Origin of the sequence: Pelagerythrobacter aerophilus (assembly GCF_003581645.1) — a bacterium.
In the GTDB taxonomy this organism is placed as follows: Bacteria; Pseudomonadota; Alphaproteobacteria; order Sphingomonadales; family Sphingomonadaceae; genus Pelagerythrobacter; species Pelagerythrobacter aerophilus.
Genome location: NZ_QXFK01000015.1, coordinates 38,858 through 54,962, shown reverse-complemented (window position 1 = coordinate 54,962; position 16,105 = coordinate 38,858). Strand labels below are relative to the sequence as shown.

The 16,105-nt window shown below is 63.9% G+C and carries 18 protein-coding genes; 15 read left to right on the top strand and 3 right to left on the bottom strand.

The window, feature by feature from the left end; all coding sequences use genetic code 11:
* The first annotated feature begins 117 nt into the window (after positions 1–117).
* The 11 genes from D2V04_RS07505 (at position 118) to D2V04_RS07455 (ending at position 9,273) form a co-directional block, all read left to right on the top strand.
* Positions 118–243, top strand: coding sequence for an aa3-type cytochrome c oxidase subunit IV (locus tag D2V04_RS07505; RefSeq protein ID WP_119512692.1), 126 nt, complete (start codon positions 118–120; stop codon positions 241–243).
* 11 nt (positions 244–254) lie between these two features.
* A complete protein-coding gene (locus tag D2V04_RS07500) occupies positions 255–1,376 on the top strand; it encodes an NAD(P) transhydrogenase subunit alpha (RefSeq protein WP_119512691.1) in 1,122 nt (373 codons plus the stop codon).
* 13 nt (positions 1,377–1,389) lie between these two features.
* The gene (locus D2V04_RS07495) at positions 1,390–1,674 is read left to right on the top strand and encodes an NAD(P) transhydrogenase subunit alpha (protein WP_119512690.1); all 285 of its coding nucleotides are present in this window, start codon (positions 1,390–1,392) and stop codon (positions 1,672–1,674) included.
* Between the two features lies 1 nt (position 1,675).
* Complete coding sequence (locus tag D2V04_RS07490) at positions 1,676–3,145, top strand: NAD(P)(+) transhydrogenase (Re/Si-specific) subunit beta (protein ID WP_119512689.1); 1,470 nt, start codon at positions 1,676–1,678, stop codon at positions 3,143–3,145.
* 70 nt (positions 3,146–3,215) lie between these two features.
* A complete protein-coding gene (locus D2V04_RS07485; protein WP_119512688.1) occupies positions 3,216–4,424 on the top strand; it encodes a parallel beta-helix domain-containing protein in 1,209 nt (402 codons plus the stop codon).
* On the top strand, positions 4,421–5,449 hold the full coding sequence (locus D2V04_RS07480; protein ID WP_228766316.1) for an SO2930 family diheme c-type cytochrome: 1,029 nt from the start codon (positions 4,421–4,423) through the stop codon (positions 5,447–5,449). Before D2V04_RS07485 ends, D2V04_RS07480 begins: the two co-directional genes overlap by 4 nt.
* A 140-nt stretch (positions 5,450–5,589) precedes the next feature.
* Positions 5,590–6,285: an aspartate/glutamate racemase family protein gene (locus D2V04_RS07475; protein WP_119512687.1), complete on the top strand. Its 696-nt coding sequence runs from the start codon at positions 5,590–5,592 to the stop codon at positions 6,283–6,285.
* A gap of 63 nt (positions 6,286–6,348) precedes the next feature.
* Positions 6,349–7,509, top strand: a complete 1,161-nt coding sequence (locus D2V04_RS07470) for a deoxyguanosinetriphosphate triphosphohydrolase (RefSeq protein WP_119512686.1) — start codon at positions 6,349–6,351, stop codon at positions 7,507–7,509.
* Positions 7,502–8,197, top strand: a complete 696-nt coding sequence (locus D2V04_RS07465; RefSeq protein ID WP_119512685.1) for an NAD(P)H-binding protein — start codon at positions 7,502–7,504, stop codon at positions 8,195–8,197. The genes D2V04_RS07470 and D2V04_RS07465 overlap by 8 nt, the downstream gene beginning before the upstream one ends.
* 21 nt (positions 8,198–8,218) lie before the next feature.
* Positions 8,219–8,680 carry an ABA4-like family protein gene (locus tag D2V04_RS07460; RefSeq protein WP_119512684.1) on the top strand — a complete coding sequence of 154 codons (462 nt, stop codon included), beginning with the start codon at positions 8,219–8,221 and terminating at the stop codon, positions 8,678–8,680.
* The gene (locus D2V04_RS07455) at positions 8,677–9,273 is read left to right on the top strand and encodes a DUF938 domain-containing protein (RefSeq protein WP_119512683.1); all 597 of its coding nucleotides are present in this window, start codon (positions 8,677–8,679) and stop codon (positions 9,271–9,273) included. Before D2V04_RS07460 ends, D2V04_RS07455 begins: the two co-directional genes overlap by 4 nt.
* Positions 9,274–9,344: 71 nt before the next feature.
* Here the strand turns inward: D2V04_RS07455 and D2V04_RS07450 are convergent, their stop codons facing one another.
* Positions 9,345–9,473 (bottom strand): entericidin A/B family lipoprotein, encoded by a 129-nt coding sequence (locus D2V04_RS07450; protein ID WP_119512682.1) that lies wholly within the window; start codon positions 9,471–9,473, stop codon positions 9,345–9,347.
* A 119-nt stretch (positions 9,474–9,592) separates the two neighbouring features.
* Between D2V04_RS07450 and D2V04_RS07445 the strand changes: the two genes are divergently transcribed.
* Positions 9,593–9,823, top strand: a complete 231-nt coding sequence (locus tag D2V04_RS07445) for a hypothetical protein (protein WP_119512681.1) — start codon at positions 9,593–9,595, stop codon at positions 9,821–9,823.
* A 3-nt stretch (positions 9,824–9,826) separates the two neighbouring features.
* On the opposite strand, the gene D2V04_RS07440 is transcribed toward D2V04_RS07445, so the two are convergent.
* Positions 9,827–11,338 carry a CpaF family protein gene (locus D2V04_RS07440; RefSeq protein WP_182849700.1) on the bottom strand — a complete coding sequence of 504 codons (1,512 nt, stop codon included), beginning with the start codon at positions 11,336–11,338 and terminating at the stop codon, positions 9,827–9,829.
* 88 nt (positions 11,339–11,426) lie between these two features.
* Entirely contained in the window at positions 11,427–12,779 is a 1,353-nt protein-coding gene (locus D2V04_RS07435; protein ID WP_119512679.1) for an O-antigen ligase family protein, read from the bottom strand.
* Positions 12,780–13,001: 222 nt separating this feature from the next.
* Here D2V04_RS07435 and D2V04_RS07430 point away from each other — a divergent pair, with 222 nt between their 5' ends.
* From D2V04_RS07430 to glmS, 3 genes are read left to right on the top strand one after another with little or no spacing between them, the layout of a single operon-like run.
* Positions 13,002–13,349: a ribbon-helix-helix domain-containing protein gene (locus tag D2V04_RS07430; protein ID WP_119512678.1), complete on the top strand. Its 348-nt coding sequence runs from the start codon at positions 13,002–13,004 to the stop codon at positions 13,347–13,349.
* Positions 13,346–13,726 carry a PIN domain-containing protein gene (locus D2V04_RS07425; protein WP_119512677.1) on the top strand — a complete coding sequence of 127 codons (381 nt, stop codon included), beginning with the start codon at positions 13,346–13,348 and terminating at the stop codon, positions 13,724–13,726. Before D2V04_RS07430 ends, D2V04_RS07425 begins: the two co-directional genes overlap by 4 nt.
* 15 nt (positions 13,727–13,741) lie before the next feature.
* Positions 13,742–15,565, top strand: a complete 1,824-nt coding sequence (glmS, locus tag D2V04_RS07420) for a glutamine--fructose-6-phosphate transaminase (isomerizing) (RefSeq protein WP_119512676.1) — start codon at positions 13,742–13,744, stop codon at positions 15,563–15,565.
* The last annotated feature ends 540 nt before the right edge of the window (positions 15,566–16,105 follow it).

The following is a 16,105-nucleotide window of genomic DNA, read 5'->3' as shown; positions in this document are numbered from 1 at the left end:
TCTAGGGGGCGGGGGTAAAGGTCCGATTAAGGCAGTTGCCGTCTGCCGGAGGCTTGATGCGGGGAAGCGGTCGCGATAGAGCTTCGCGCAACAATCTTCTTGGGGAAATGATTACAGATGGCTTCGGGTAACGACATGAAGGCGGCGAACGCGACCTACGCAGGCTTCATCGGCCTTTTGAAGTGGTCCGTTCCGGCGATCGCGATCGTCGCGTTGATCATCGTCATACTGATCTCAAGCTGACCGTCGCCGTTTTGCGGATCGCCGTCCTCAAGGAACGCGCACCGGGCGAGACCCGGGTCGCGGCCACGCCCGAAACGGTGAAGAAGTTCGTCGCGCTTGGCGCGGCGGTGGCCGTTGAAGAGGGTGCTGGCGAATTCGCTTCCATCTCCGACGCGGCTTATCGTGAGGCTGGCGCCGAACTCGGCTCTGCCGCCGATGCGGTGAAGGGGGCGGATATCGTTCTCGGCATTCAGGCGCCTGACGTCGCCTTGCTTCAGGGCGCGAAAGCCGGGGCCTGGGTCGCAGCGCTGTTCGAGCCATTCGGCAATCGGGAACGTGTCGGCGCGTACGCTGCTGCGGGTTTCGAAGCGCTGGCGATGGAATTCATGCCGCGCATTACGCGGGCACAGTCCATGGACGTGCTCTCCAGCCAGTCCAATCTCGCCGGTTACAAGGCGGTGATCGCTGCCGCCGATACCTATGGCCGTGCATTCCCGATGATGATGACTGCCGCGGGCACGGTGCAGGCGGCCAAAGTCTTCGTGATGGGCGTGGGCGTCGCCGGCTTGCAGGCGATTGCGACCGCACGGCGGCTAGGTGCGCAGGTTTCCGCGACCGACGTGCGCTCGGCGACGAAAGAACAGATCCAGTCGCTCGGTGCCAAGCCGGTGTTCGTCGAAAGCGTTGCCGGGATCGAGGGCGAGGGCAGCGGCGGCTATGCGACCGAGATGTCCGAAGAATACCAGAAGGCGCAGGCCGAGCTGGTTTCCGGTCACATCGCCAAGCAGGACATCGTCATCACCACCGCGCTGATCCCCGGCCGCGCCGCACCGCGCCTGATCTCCGACGCGCAGATCGCGACGATGAAACCGGGCAGCGTGATTTTCGATCTCGCGGTGGCGCAGGGCGGCAATGTCGAAGGCTCCGCGGCCGATCAGGTGGTCGAGAAGCACGGCGTGAAGATCGTCGGCTATTCCAACACCGCCGCGCACCTTGCGGCCGATGCCAGCGCGCTCTTCGCCCGCAACCACTACAATTTCCTCTCCGCCTTCTGGGACAAGGAGCAGGGACGACCGGTGCTGGACGAGGAAATCGGCGACGCGGTGCGGCTGACGCGCGGCGGCGAAGTTGTGAGCGAGAGACTGAAGGGATGAGGGCGGCAATCTGATGGACTTCATCTCGATCCTGTCGATCTTCGTTCTCGCCTGCTTTGTCGGGTATTACGTTGTCTGGTCCGTCACCCCCGCGCTGCACACGCCGCTGATGGCGGTGACGAACGCGATTTCGAGCGTCATTATCGTCGGCGCGCTGATCGCGGCGGCCGCGGCCGAAGTGCCGGGGGCCAAGTGGCTCGGCCTTGCGGGTGTCGTGCTGGCCAGCGTCAACATCTTCGGCGGCTTCGCGGTGACCGAACGCATGCTCGCGATGTACAAGAAGAAGGAGCGCAACTGAGATGACGCTCCCGCCGGACGCGGTTTCCGACCTCTCGATCGCCGCGGACGCGGCACATGCGGTGAACCCGTGGGTCGCGCTCGCCTATCTCGCCAGCGGCGTCCTGTTCATTCTCGCGCTCCGAGGCTTGTCGAGCCCCTCGACCAGCCGGCGCGGCAACCGCTTCGGCATGGCGGGCATGCTGATCGCGGTCGTGACCACGCTTGTTACGCACGAGATCGCAGGGCTCGTCGAGATTGTCGCCGCCATCGCGATTGGTGGCGCGATCGGTTTCGTCATTGCGCGCCGCATCGCGATGACGGCCATGCCGCAACTCGTCGCCGCGTTCCACTCGCTGGTCGGGTTGGCGGCGGTACTCGTGGCCGCGGCCGCATTCCTCAATCCCGGATCGTTCGACATCCTTGGGCTTGATGGCAGTATTCTAGCCGTGAGCCGCGTCGAAATGGCGCTCGGAGCAGCGATCGGCGCAATCACATTCTCCGGTTCGGTGATCGCCTTTGCCAAGCTCAACGGCAATATGAGCGGCGCGCCGATCCTGCTGCCCGCGCGGCATGTGATCAATCTCGGCACGCTGGTCGCCATTCTCGGCATGACGGCGGCTTACGCGCTCGCGCCGAACGCCGGACCGGGCGAGGGCTGGCTGTTCTGGGCGATCGTCGCCGCCGCGTTCGTCATCGGCTTTCTGCTGATCATCCCGATCGGCGGGGCGGACATGCCGGTCGTGGTCTCGATGCTGAACAGCTATTCGGGTTGGGCGGCAGCAGCGATGGGGTTCACGCTGCACAACACCGCGATGATCGTTACCGGTGCGCTGGTCGGCAGCTCGGGCGCGATCCTCAGCTACATCATGTGCCGCGCGATGAACCGCAGCTTCATCTCGGTGATCGCGGGCGGCTTCGGTGCTGATGCTACCGCTGCGAGCGGCGAGCCGAAAGAACAGCGGCCCTACAAGCAGGGCAGCGCCGCCGATGCGGCCTTCATGCTCGAACAGGCGGAGAAGGTCATCATCATCCCCGGCTATGGGATGGCCGTCGCCCAGGCTCAGCACGCGCTGCGCGAGATGGCCGACATGCTCAAGGAAAAGGGCGTGGAGGTGAAGTACGCCATCCACCCGGTCGCAGGCCGCATGCCCGGGCACATGAACGTGCTCCTGGCCGAAGCCAACGTTCCCTATGACGAAGTGTTCGAACTGGAGGATATCAACTCCGAATTCGCGACGGCGGATGTCGCCTTCGTTATCGGCGCGAACGACGTGGTCAATCCCGCGGCCAAGACCGACAAGTCCAGCCCGATCTATGGCATGCCGGTGTTCGACGTGGACAAGGCCAAGCAGGTCTTCTTCATCAAGCGCTCGATGGGCGGGGTAGGCTATGCCGGCGTCGACAACGACGTGTTCTACATGGACCAGACCATGATGCTCCTTTCCGACGCCAAGAAGATGGTCGAGGAGATCGTCAAAGCGCTCGACTGAGCCTCTCCTCCACGGACAGCTTGCAATCCTCCCACTGCGCGGCAGAATAGGTTGCAGGGGAGAGACTCACATGATCAGACTGTCGATTGTCGCACTTGCGCTTGCGAGCGCCGCACCCGTTCTTGCCGAGACTATCGCCGTCGAGCCCGGGGAAGGGGCTCAGGAGCGCCTCCAGGAGGCGCTGATCCTTGCCCAGCCGGGCGACGAGATTGCGCTCGGCGCAGGCCGTTTCGAATTGGCCGACGGGCTTTCGCTGGATGTCGACAACGTCACCGTGCGGGGCGCGGGGATGGAGGCGACGATCCTCGACTACACCGGCCAGCAGGGATCGGGCGAAGGCCTGCTCGTGACCTCCGACGGCGTCACGCTGCGCGATTTCGCGGTCGAGAACCCCAAGGGCGACGGGATCAAGTCCAAGGGCGCCGATAACATCGTCTATCACGCGATCCGCGTCACCTGGACCGGAGGACCGAAGCCGACGAACGGCGCTTACGGGATCTATCCGGTCGAGAGCACCAATATCCTGATCGACGGCACCGAGGTTTCGGGTGCATCGGACGCGGGGATCTATGTCGGTCAGTCGAGCAAGATCACCGTGCGCAATTCGGTCGCGACCGACAACGTCGCCGGGATCGAGATCGAGAACAGCCGCGACGCGATCGTCGAGCGCAACTTCGTCAGCCGCAACACTGGCGGCATCCTGGTGTTCGATCTGCCGAACCTGCCGGTGATGGGGGGCGGCAACGTGATCGTGCGCGACAACCTCGTCGCCGCGAACACCACGCCCAATTTCGCGCCGGAGGGCAATATCGTCGCCACCGTGCCGCGCGGCACAGGCGTGATGGTAATGGCGAACGAGAACGTCTGGGTCGGGCAGAACCTGCTCTACGACAATCCCACTGCGCCGGTCATGGTGATCGCCTATCCGCTCCCGTTCGAGGATGCGAGCTACAATCCCTATCCGCGCGAGGTCACGGTTGCGTGGAACGCAGTCGATGCAGGCGGCACCGACCCGCAGCTCGAAGGCGCGGAGCAATTGACGGCTGCGTTCGGCGGGGCGCTGCCGCCGGTCATGTGGGACGGCCTGCTCGACGGCGGTGCCGAGTATACCCCGCTCAGGGTTCATCCCGATCTCAAGGGCTGGTCGCTCAACCTGACCGAACAGGGCAAGGGCATGGCAGGTGCGCAGCCGGGGCCACTCGAGGTCGAGCGTCCGGGCCAGCCGATCTCGAGTGAAGGCTGGGGTGCGAGCGCGGACCTCGAGGCGCGGATCAAGTGAAACGGGCGGCGATCCTGCTCGGGGCCGGGGTCCTGGCCCTCACCGGCAGCATCGCTGCGCATTCGGGACAACGTGCGACGGCGGTCGGACCCGTCGCCGTGAACGATGCGGCGGTAATGGAGGGGTTGCCGCGAACGCTCGCCGAGTTCGGCTTCTTCGCCGATGCGCCGGCCCAAGCGCCCGCCGCACGGGTCACTCCCTACCGCCTCAACACGCCGCTCTATTCGGACGGTGCGGAGAAGCTGCGGTTCATCTATCTGCCGCTGGGTGCGAGCGCTTCGGCCGACGGTGAGGGATTGCTCGAGATCCCGGTCGGAGCGGCGCTGATCAAGACCTTCGCATTTGGCGAGGGCGGGGTGCGCCGGCTGATCGAGACGCGCGTGCTGCTCCATCGCGCCGACGGCTGGCTGGCATTGCCCTATCTCTGGAATGAGGAGCAGACCGAGGCGCGGCTGGCGGTTGCCGGCGCGCGGGTCGATCTCGTCACTCCGCGCGGAGAGGCGATCAGCTACCGCGTGCCGAACAAGAACCAGTGCAAGGAATGTCACGGTCTCGCCGGTGATGTAATTCCGATCGGTCCCAAGGCGCGCAATCTGTCGCACGCCTGGCTGAGCGAGATGGTCGCGCGCGGCATGCTCGATCGCGTGCCCGACGGCGCCGATGTGCTGCCGCTATGGGAAGCGCGCGAAGGAGCGAGCGCGGCTGACGCGGCGCGCGCCTATCTGGACGTCAACTGCGCCCACTGTCACCGGCCATCCGCCACGGCATCGAACTCCGGTCTCGATCTGCGCTGGGAGCAACGCGACCCGGCGGCCATCGGGATCATGAAGCGACCCGTCGCGGCGGGGCGGGGTTCGGGAGGCCTGCGGTTCGACGTCGTTCCGGGCAAGCCCGAGGAATCGATCCTCACCCACCGCATGGCCAGTGCCGAGCCCGGCGTCGCCATGCCCGAACTCGGCAAGGCGACCGTCGATCCCGAGGGGGTCGAAGCCGTAGAGCGCTGGATCTCCAGTCTGGAGCCGTAGCGAGCCACTGAGCGCCGCCCGTCGCGACAAGTCGGCGCGCGCCGGCGACAAGCGTTCAACCGTGCACGCGGCCTGTGGACGGCTGACATCGGACTTCGCTAAGGCCGCGCGAACGATTTCGTTTCAGGAAGGATCGACGTTTGCGAAAATTGGGGCTGATCGGCGGCATGAGCTGGGTTTCGACCCGCATTTACTACGACTGGATCAACCGTCTGGTGCAGCGTCGCGCGGAGCCGATGGCAAGCGCACCATTGATAATCGACAGCCTCGATTTCAGGCGGCTCCATGGCCTGCACGAGCGAGAGGATTGGGAGCGGGCCGCACAGGTCCTCGGAGAGTCCGCGCGTCAGCTTGAAGGGGCGGGCGCGACAGCCATCGTGATCGCGGCCAATTCCATGCACAAGATCTATGACGAAGTGGCAGCACAGGTCGCGATTCCGATCATCCATATCGCCGAGTGTGTCGGCAAGCGGATGAAGGAGGATGGCGTCGGGAATGCCGCGCTTTTCGGTACGCGCAACGTGATGACCGAGAACTTCTATCGTCAGCGGCTCGTCGCCCATGGGATCGACCTGCTGGCGCCCGACATGGATAACGTCGAGCAGCTCGACCGCATCATTTACGACGAATTGATGCTGGGCAAGGCCTCCCGCAATGCGCAGCGTGCGCTCAAGACCATGATCACCCGCAAGGAGCAGGACGGCGCCGAGGCGATCGTACTTGCCTGCACCGAGCTCGAGATGATCGTCGATGTCGATGCCAACGTGCTGCCGATATTCGATTCCTCACGTATTCACTGCGAGGCCGCGGTCGACTGGATCATGGAGGAAAGCTGATCGGACGGCGTTGCTCGATTGTTCCCGTTGCCGCCCGTGCTTGGCTGACCTAGGCGGCGCCGCATGACCCGCGCGCCGTTTGCTGCCGACCCTGCCGCCTCGCGCGGCCGTGAATTTCCCGAGGATCGCTCCGGGGTGCGCGGTCCGCGCAGCGAATTCCAGCGCGACCGCGACCGGATCATCCATTCAATCGCCTTCCGCCGTCTTCGCTCCAAGACGCAAGTCTTCATCGCACCCGATGGCGATCATTATCGTACGCGGCTGACGCATAGCCTCGAAGTCGCGCAGATCGGACGGGTGATTGCGCGTGCCCTGGGGCTCGACGAAGACCTGACCGAGGCGCTGTGCCTGGCGCACGATATCGGACATCCGCCGTTCGGTCATGCCGGAGAAGATGCGCTGCGGCAGGCGACGGAAGGCGAGGGCGGGTTCGACCACAATGCGCAGGCCCTGCGTGTGCTGATGCGGCTCGAAAGCCCCTATTGCGAACACGACGGTCTGAATCTCACATGGGAACTCCTGGAAGGTCTGGCAAAGCACAACGGCCCCGTTGCGGAGCCGGGCTGGGCGCTGACCGAACTGAATGCCGCATTCCCGCTCGATCTCAGCCGCTATCCCTCGCTCGAGGCGCAGGTCGCCGCAGTGGCGGACGACATCGCCTACGACAACCATGACATAGACGACGGGCTGCGAGCCGGCTTTCTCGCCCTTGACGACCTGCTCTCGCTCGATTTCGTCGCAGACCAGTGGCGCGAGGTCGAAAAGCGCTTCCCCAACGCCCCGCGCGAGCGCCAGTTGCGCGAACTGGTGAGGGTGCAGATCGGCTTGATGGTGAATGACGTTATCGCGCAGACGCAGCGCGCCACGCGAGACGTGGCGACGATCGACGACGTGCGCGCCGCCGGACGCGCTCTTGCTACATTCTCACCCGCGATGGAAGCGCGGGAGCGGCGGCTGAAACGCTTCATGTACGAGCGGCTCTATTTCCACCCCGAACAGCTCGCGACCGCCGAGCGCGCGCGGGACGTCGTCGCGCGGCTCTATACCGCCTACGCCGCCGACCCTGCAGCACTGCCCGCTCCCTGGCGTGCCGCCTTGCCTGCGGAGCAACCAGCGCGGGCAAGGCATATCGGCGATTTTATCGCGGGCATGACGGACCGCTTCGCGATCGATCAGTACGCACGGATATTCGGCCGCAGACCCGAAGGTCTGAGCAATGTCTGAGTTGCTGCGCATCGGGCTGGTCGGCTCGACGGGCTTGATCGGCAATACGATCATCAACCTCTCGATCGGGCGCGAGGACTTCCGTCTCGTGGGGCTCTCACGGCGCGAGGTTCCGCTGCCGCAAGGTGTGCGAATGGAGATGTTCGTCGCCGATCCAGCGCACTGGGGCGAGGTGTTCGAGGCTGTGCGGCCCAAGGCGCTGATCTGTGCGCTGGGCACGACCTGGCGTCAGGCGGGGGAGGACGAGACAGCCTTTCGCGCGGTCGATCACGATCTCGTGCTCGAGACGGCGCGCGCGGCGAAGGAGCACGGTATCGAGCGGATGGTCGTGGTCAGCTCGGCCGGCGCCTCGCTCGCGTCCAAGACGTTCTACCTGCGCGTGAAAGCCGAGATGGAGCGCGATCTTGCCAAAGTGGGGCTGAAGCGCCTCGACATCCTGCGCCCCGGCCTGCTGCGAGGAGCTCGCGGTGGTGAGCGCCGCCCGGGCGAGCGGATCGGCATTGCCATGAGCCCGCTGACTGACTTCTTCCTTCGCGGCGGAATGCGGCAGTTCCGCTCGATCCCGGTGCAAACCGTCGCGGAGGCAGCGCTGGGGCTGACGATGCGCAAGGCGGCTGGCCGCTTCATCCACGATAATGACGGTATTCGCCGGGCCGCGCGCGAGTTCCCGCAGCCCGTCGATGCCTGACGCAGAAAGGGGGGATGTGCGATGTGGCCAGCGATCTTCGGTGCGACCAATCTCGTAGCGCTCGCCGCGTGGGCTATTCTACTGTTCCTCCCGCGTCGCCCGTTCGCCATGGCCAGCGTGCTCTACCTCGGTATTGCTCTGCTATGCCTGATTTATGCGGTCTTGCTCGTCCTGCTGGTGACGGGCACGGTCGATCCGCTGCGCGACGTAGGGGCGACATCGCCTGATCTTACGGAAATTTCGCTTGCGGGCATCAAGGCGCTGTTCCGCTCCGACGGTGCGATCGTGCTCGGCTGGACGCACTATCTCGCCTTCGACCTGTTCGTCGGCCTATGGATCGCGCGCGACGCCGATGCGAAAGGTTTCTCCCGGATCGCGCAGGCGCCTATCCTGCTCGCGACCTTTCTGGTCGGGCCGATCGGTCTTCTGATTTGGCTCGCCATAAGGGAACGCCGCGCGCGTGCTTCGGGCAGGTGGGAATGAAGCGCCACGCACCCGCCACCGGGCGCAACAGCGGGCCGATCGCGGCCGTGCTCGACGGCGAGCTGCCGGCGCACGGGACCGTGCTCGAGATCGCCAGCGGTTCGGGTGAGCACGCGCTGTTCTTCGCGCGCCGATTTCCGCATCTGGTATGGCAACCGAGCGATCGTGAGTTCGACGCACTCGCTTCGATTGCGGTGTGGCGGGAAGAGGAGGGCACTGGGAACCTGCTGCCGCCCATCGAACTGGACGCATCCTCGCTACCGTGGCCGGCCGCGCAGGCAGACGCTGTCGTGTGCATCAACATGATCCACATCAGCCCGTGGGCGGCCACCGAAGGCTTATTCGCAGGCGCGGCGGCGATCCTGCCAAAGGATGCGCCGCTGATCGTCTACGGCCCCTTCACGGAACCCGAAGTCGAGACGGTAGAATCGAACCTGGCGTTCGATGCTAACCTTCGCTCTCGCAATCCCGCATGGGGACTACGCGACCGTGCGGCAGTGGACGCGCAGGCGCGGGACGAGGGTTTCATCCGATCCGCTCGGTACGCGATGCCGGCCAACAACCTCATTCTGGTCTATCGCCGCCGCAGCTAGCTACAAATACGCCCGCCGGATCGCTCCGACGGGCGCCTGTGGCCCAGAGCCGGGCTGTCTATCGCGTCAGATCAGACGACCTCGTCGCCGGCTTCACCGACGGACTCGATGTCTTCGCCTACGCCCTTGACCGTGTTGCAGGCCGTGGCGGCGAGAGAGAACGCGGCAATCCCCGCGGCGAGTAGAATCTTGCGGATCATGGCATGGTACTCCTTCAGTGCTCGCTGAGAGCAGATGGAGAAAAAACGCCATGTCGCGGCCGGGGTTCCGGCAGCCCTCCGCTTGCCGAGCGTCGGAGCACCGCCCATATCGCGCCGCGATGAGCATCGGCCACTTTCTGACGTTCGCCAGCGAGGCGGAAATCATCGGTCTCTGGGGTCTCGGCTGCATCGGTATCGCACTTGTCGCGACGCTCGCGGAAATCCGGCGAAACCGGCGCAGCCGGATAGACAGCGTAGGCTGGGTCCCGTGGCGCGCCATCTTCCTGACCTCCACGCTGGTCGGCGGCGGTCTGATCGTGCTGGCGGTGAAAGGGCTGTTCGCCAGCTAGTGCCTAGAGACAGGCTTCGAGGTAGGCCTGATCGAACCCGAACTGGCGTGCCTTCTCCAGCGTGTAGGGACGCAGGCCCGAACTGCGGAACTCTCCCAGGATCTTGCCATCTTCGCTCTCGTCCAGGTACTCGAACTTGAAGAGTTCCTGGGTGACGATCACGTCGCCTTCCATCCCGATAACCTCGGTGACGTTGGTCGTGCGGCGCGAACCGTCGCGCAGGCGCTTCACCTGCACGATAAGATCGACCGATTCCGCGATCTGGCGGCTGATCGCCTCCTTCGGGATCTTGATGTCGCCCATCAGAATCATGTTTTCCATACGGCCGAGGCATTCGCGCGGGCTGTTGGCGTGCAGGGTGCACATCGATCCGTCGTGGCCCGTGTTCATCGCCGCAAGCAGGTCGAAGCACTCCGCGCCGCGGATTTCGCCCAGGATGATGCGGTCCGGGCGCATACGCAGAGCGTTCTTGACCAGATCGCCGATGGTGATCGCGCCCTGCCCCTCGAGGTTCGGCGGACGGGTTTCGAGCGGCAGCCAGTGCGGCTGCTGCAGGCGAAGCTCGGCAGCGTCCTCGATCGTCAGCACGCGTTCACCCGGGTCGATCATCTTCGACAGGGCGTTCAGCATCGTCGTCTTGCCCGAGCCGGTGCCGCCGGAGATGACGATGTTCATTCTGCAGGCGCCCGCAATCTTGAGCGCCGTTGCCATCTTGTCGCTCATCGACCCGAAGTCGCGCAGCATGTCGATGGTGATCGGCTTCTCGGAGAATTTGCGGATCGAGATCGCAGTGCCACGCAGCGAGAGCGGCGGCACGATCACGTTGACGCGGCTGCCGTCCTTGAGGCGCGCGTCGGCCAGCGGGGTCGTCTGATCGACGCGGCGGCCGACCTGATTCACTATGCGCTGCGCGATTTGGAACAAGTGCTGTTCGTCGCGGAACTTGATCGGCGCGACGACCAGCTTGCCCTTCTTTTCGATGTAGGTCTGGTCGGGGCCGTTGACCATTATGTCCGAGACATCAGGGTCGTTGAGCAACTCCTCCAGCGGGCCGAAGCCGAGCAGTTCGTCGATCAGCACCTTCTCCAGCGCGAACTGCTCGCGCCGGTTGAGCGTGACCTTGAGCTCGGCCAGCACCTCCATGATGATCGGGCGGAATTCTTCGCTCAACTCGTCCTTCGTCAGGGTCGCGGCCGCTTCGGGATCCACGCGCTCGAGCAGGCGGGGGAGGACCTGTTCCTTGATCTTGTGGACGCTCGCCTCGAAGCCGCCGATCTCGGTTTGTTGGTGAACCGCGTTGGCGCGGTCCGCCAGGCGCGTCAGGGCGTCGGACTTGTTCGGCGCAGCGGTTTCCGATGGGGCGGCGGCATTATCGCCCGGAAGAGGTGGAAATTGCTCGCCGCCGGACTCCGGCGCACGGCGTCCTTCGCCTCCCTTCATGGGCCGCGCCACACCGAAGGAGGGACGTGCCCCGGGCATCCCACCCGGCCCGTTCTTCCTGCCGAAAGCCGTCATTCCCAAACCCCTTGATCCACCCGTTCGACCCGCCAACGCTGCTTGGCGACGGGGCTGCCGGAACTTGGTGAATAATTCGGAAAGTTTATTATTTTCCTAAGGCTGGCTGATCCGCAGCCCAGTGCTGTCGCGGTTCGGCAAACGCTCGCGGTTCCGCCGACGTTGAGGTTGCAGTGGCGTTCAGAGTCACCAGGCACAAAACGACGATCATCACGGGATAGGTGTGGTAGAGCGAGCCCTCGAGCATCGCCATCGCCAGCAATCCGGCGACCACTCCGATCGAAGCCAACCAGACATCGCTCCGCGCCGCGCGGCGCAGGTCTCGAACCGTCGCTGCCAGCATCAAGGCAAGTGCGGAAGTGCCGATCAAGCCCCATTGATAGAGAAACTGGAGGAGCGCGTTATGCGGATGGTTCAAACCGTTGCCGGCGCTCACGATCTGGGATCGGAACTGGCCTTCCCCATGCCCCAGGAACGGACTGTCCAGGATCGCAGCCCAGGTTTCCTTCCAGATCACCAATCGCCCCGACGCATAGTCATTTGCATCCCCGGAGAAGGTTCGATCGATGATCCTGTCGAAGCCCCAACTTTCATGGGGAATCAACAGATATGAGGAAGGAATTGCCGTGGCGAGTGCGAGGATGACGAGCACCGCTACCGACATGCAGCGCCTTCTCTCGCTCAACACACAGATGATAGTGGCCGCGATGATCGCAGCAACGAATGCAACCCTGCTACCACTCAAAATCGTCAGCCAGAATCCGAAAGCCGTGCCCGCGGCGGCCAGCGCCCAATGCCAGCCACGGGTCGGTGCGCCGAGGCCCAGCGCAACGCCGACCAATGTGATTCCGTAAAAGCCCAACTGCCTGATGTTGGTAATCCCGATGCCCACACCCAGCCAATCGAAGGCGGGATTGTTCAGTTCGGCGAGAATGATCGCGGCAAAGATCGCGCCAAACAGGCCGACGCCTGCCGCCGCGCAATAGAGAAAGCGCTTCATATGCGCTGCCCAGCGGCTCGTGAGGAGGCTCCACAGCGCAAGGGCAAAGCCTGCGTGGACGAGAGTGGTAAACAGCAACGGGATGGCTGCAGTCCGCATCGGTGCCGCAATCAGATTCGCACACAGGATTGCGGAAAGCCAGACACTTGCGCCGATGCGTGTTGTCGGATGAAGGCGCAAGAATCCTGCGCGCAGGTCGAAACCGGCAGCCACAGCGAGAATGATCACGGCAATCTCGGCCGCGATCACCGGGAATGCGTAGAACAAGATGGCGGGGTGGTCGGCCGCAAGAAGCCAGCTTGTGAGAGCAAAGGTCGGTGCTGCGAGCAGTATGGCCATCGCTGCCAGCACCGGCAAGGCTGCTTGTGCGGGCGCAATTGCCGCTCCTGCCGAAGTGCGGGCAGTCAACGCAGCACCCGCCGCCTTTTTGATGAAGGTCATTCAGCTCTCCAGCATCGATACGCCTGTCTTTCCAGGTTAACGTTCGATGCTTAAGGCGCAGTAAACCATGACTCGCCGAGCAGCAGCCGCTGCCAGAGAACCTGGTGCCGGCGCGAAATGCCGCGGCGGAGAAAACCGCATTGCCTTGGTGGATCGATTCCCTGCAGAAAAAATGACCGAGGCCATTGACGCGATATCATGATATGATATCGCGATATCACCGTGCCCCGAATCCTCGCTGACCTACCCGAACACGACATCAAATGGCTCGACCGTTTAGCGGAAGAGCAGGGGAAGTCGCGGGCGGCGGTCTTGCGCGAGGCAGTGAGCGCCTATCGCGAAGAGAGCTCGGCCGATTGGATAGGCTGCGGATTCGGCCTTTGGGCGGGTCGCGCGGATATCGGCGATGCGGTGGCATGGCAGCGGCGCGAGCGCGCCTCTTCGGCCCGACCATGGGACGATGACTACGACGAGACGCGGACCGAGTTTCCCGCGTTGTTCGATGCCGAGGACGATCGGCAACGACAGGTTCACGAGCACCTTTCCCGCAAAGGCGGCACAAAACCATGAGCGGCTTCGCTTTCGACACCGGTATTGTCATCGATGTGCTTCTCGGCATCGAGCAGGGGCGGGCGGAACTGCGCAGGGCGGTGAGCCAGACCGGACGGGCTTGGTTGAGTCGGATGGCCTGGATCGAGATCATGTCGAAGAGTTCGGGCGCCGAGTTGCGCGACATGGAGCGCTTCCTGTCCGGTTTCGCAATCGACGAGATCGATTCGGAAATTTCCGATCGGGCGGCGGCTTTGCGCCGCGAACGCAAAGGTATCCGCTTGCCCGACGCGGTTATCCTCGCCACGGCGCTGGTGCGCGGGCGCGTTCTCGTAACTCGAAATACCAGGGATTTCCCGGCTGAGATGCCGGGGATCCGCATACCTTACACACTCTGAAGGAAATACGGCTCTATGTGCGGAATCATCGGCATCGTCGGTAGGGATCAGGTTGCGGACCGGCTGGTCGACGGCCTGAGGCGGATGGAATACCGCGGCTACGACAGCGCCGGGGTCTGCACCGTGAACGACGGCAATCTCGTACGCCGCCGTGCGGAGGGCAAGCTCGCCAACCTGATCAAGGAGCTCGAACACGGCTCCGCGCCCGGTACGATCGGTATCGCGCACACGCGCTGGGCCACCCATGGCGCACCGACGGCCAACAATGCGCACCCCCATGCGACCGGCCATGTCGCCCTTGTCCACAACGGCATCATCGAGAACTTCAAGCCGCTGCGCGATGAATTGATTGCCAAGGGCCGCAAGCTCGAAAGCCAGACCGACAGTGAAGTGGTCGCGCACCTCATCTCCGAAGAGATCGAGAATGGCGCTTCACCGGAAGAGGCAGTCAAGACTGTGCTGCCACGGCTGCGCGGGGCCTTCGCGCTCGCGATCGCTTTCCGCGACCATCCGGACATGCTGATCGGTGCCCGGCTCGGCTCGCCGCTAGTCGTCGGATACGGCGAGGGCGAGACCTATCTTGGCTCCGATGCGCTGGCGCTGGCGCCATTGACTCAGAAGATCACCTATCTCGACGAGGGGGACTGGGTCGTCGTGCGGCGCGACGGAGCGCAGATCTTCGATGCCGAGAACAACCCGGTGGAACGCGAGATCACCACCTCGGGCGCTTCGGCCTCCGCGGTGGAGAAGGGCAATTACCGCCACTTCATGCAGAAGGAGATATTCGAGCAGCCGACCGTCGTTGCGCAGACCCTGCGCAGTTACGTGCATCAGGCGAACAACACCGTCGCGCTGCCGCAGATGGACTTCGACCTTTCGACGATCAGACGGGTGACGATCGTCGCCTGCGGGACCTCCTACTATGCAGGACTGGTCGCGAAGTACTGGTTCGAGCACTTCGCACGCGTGCCGGTGGACATCGATGTGGCGAGCGAGTTCAGGTACCGCGATCCGGTTCTGGAAGAGGGCGGCCTAGCGTTGTTCATCTCTCAGAGCGGCGAGACGGCAGACACCCTGGCGGCACTGCGCCATTGCAAGGCGGCCGGGCAGACGATCGGCGTGGTGGTCAACGTGCCGACCAGTTCGATGGCACGCGAGGCTGACCTGCTGCTCCCGACCCATGCCGGCCCGGAGATTGGCGTCGCCAGCACCAAGGCCTTCACTTGCCAGCTCGCGGTGCTCGCCGCGCTTGCCGCGCATCTGGCGGTGAAGAAAGGCCGCATGGACCGGGCTGAGGAGCAGGAAGTGGTGAAGCACCTGCTGGAAGCGCCGGCTGCGCTCAACGCCGCGCTCGATCACGACGAGGACATCGCGAGCATGGCGCACTTGATCGCGCCGGCGCGCGACGTGCTCTACCTCGGACGCGGGCCGGACTATCCGCTCGCTCTCGAAGGGGCGCTGAAGCTGAAGGAAATCAGCTATATCCATGCGGAAGGCTATGCGTCGGGCGAGATGAAGCACGGGCCGATCGCGCTGATCGACGAAGCGGTACCGGTGATCGTCCTCGCACCTTCGGGCCCCTTGTTCGAGAAGACGGTGTCGAACATGCAGGAGGTCCGCGCGCGAGGCGGCAAGATCGTGCTGATCTCCGACGCCGAAGGGCTGCTGGAAGCCGGCGAGGGATGTCTGGCGACGATCCAGATGCCCAAGGTCCACCCACTGATCGCGCCGCTGGTCTACGCCGTGCCGGTACAACTGCTCGCCTATCACACGGCCTGTGTGAAGGGCACCGACGTCGATCAACCCCGCAATCTCGCAAAGTCCGTCACGGTCGAGTGAGGCTCAGGACCTAGAATACCTTGTAGGAAGACAAAAAAGTCTTTCCGTTTCCAATAAAGTTTTTCCATTTCTGGGGTTTGAGACAAAAAAGTTCTTCCGTTTTGAAATCCGGCAGTTTCGTTCAGAATCAGGAGGATGCGCCCCAGACTTGTGAAGGTGAAGCTCGCGAAGCGCGGTTACCGGAACGTGAACTTTGGCATTTGCGGGCGTACGCGGACACCCGGCAGCACTCCCGGCTACCGCACGAGCGACTTAGGTACTGACATCGACTTGCGCATTGGGCCGGTCGAGATCGATTGATCCAAAAAAGCGATATCGCTACAACTATGACGCTCTCTCCAGCCACGCCATCGTTGACGCGTCTCAACTGGACCGTGAGCCCAATCGCGTTTGTCAAAAGCCCTCATCGCCGCACCCGACTTGTGCCGCCTCGGGCCACGACCCTCGGGGATCCTAGATCCATGCTCCGGCTCGTTCCTTGGCCCCCATACTGATCGCGCAGCTCCTCGATCGCGCGCAGTCGTCAGCCCGAAGGCGCTT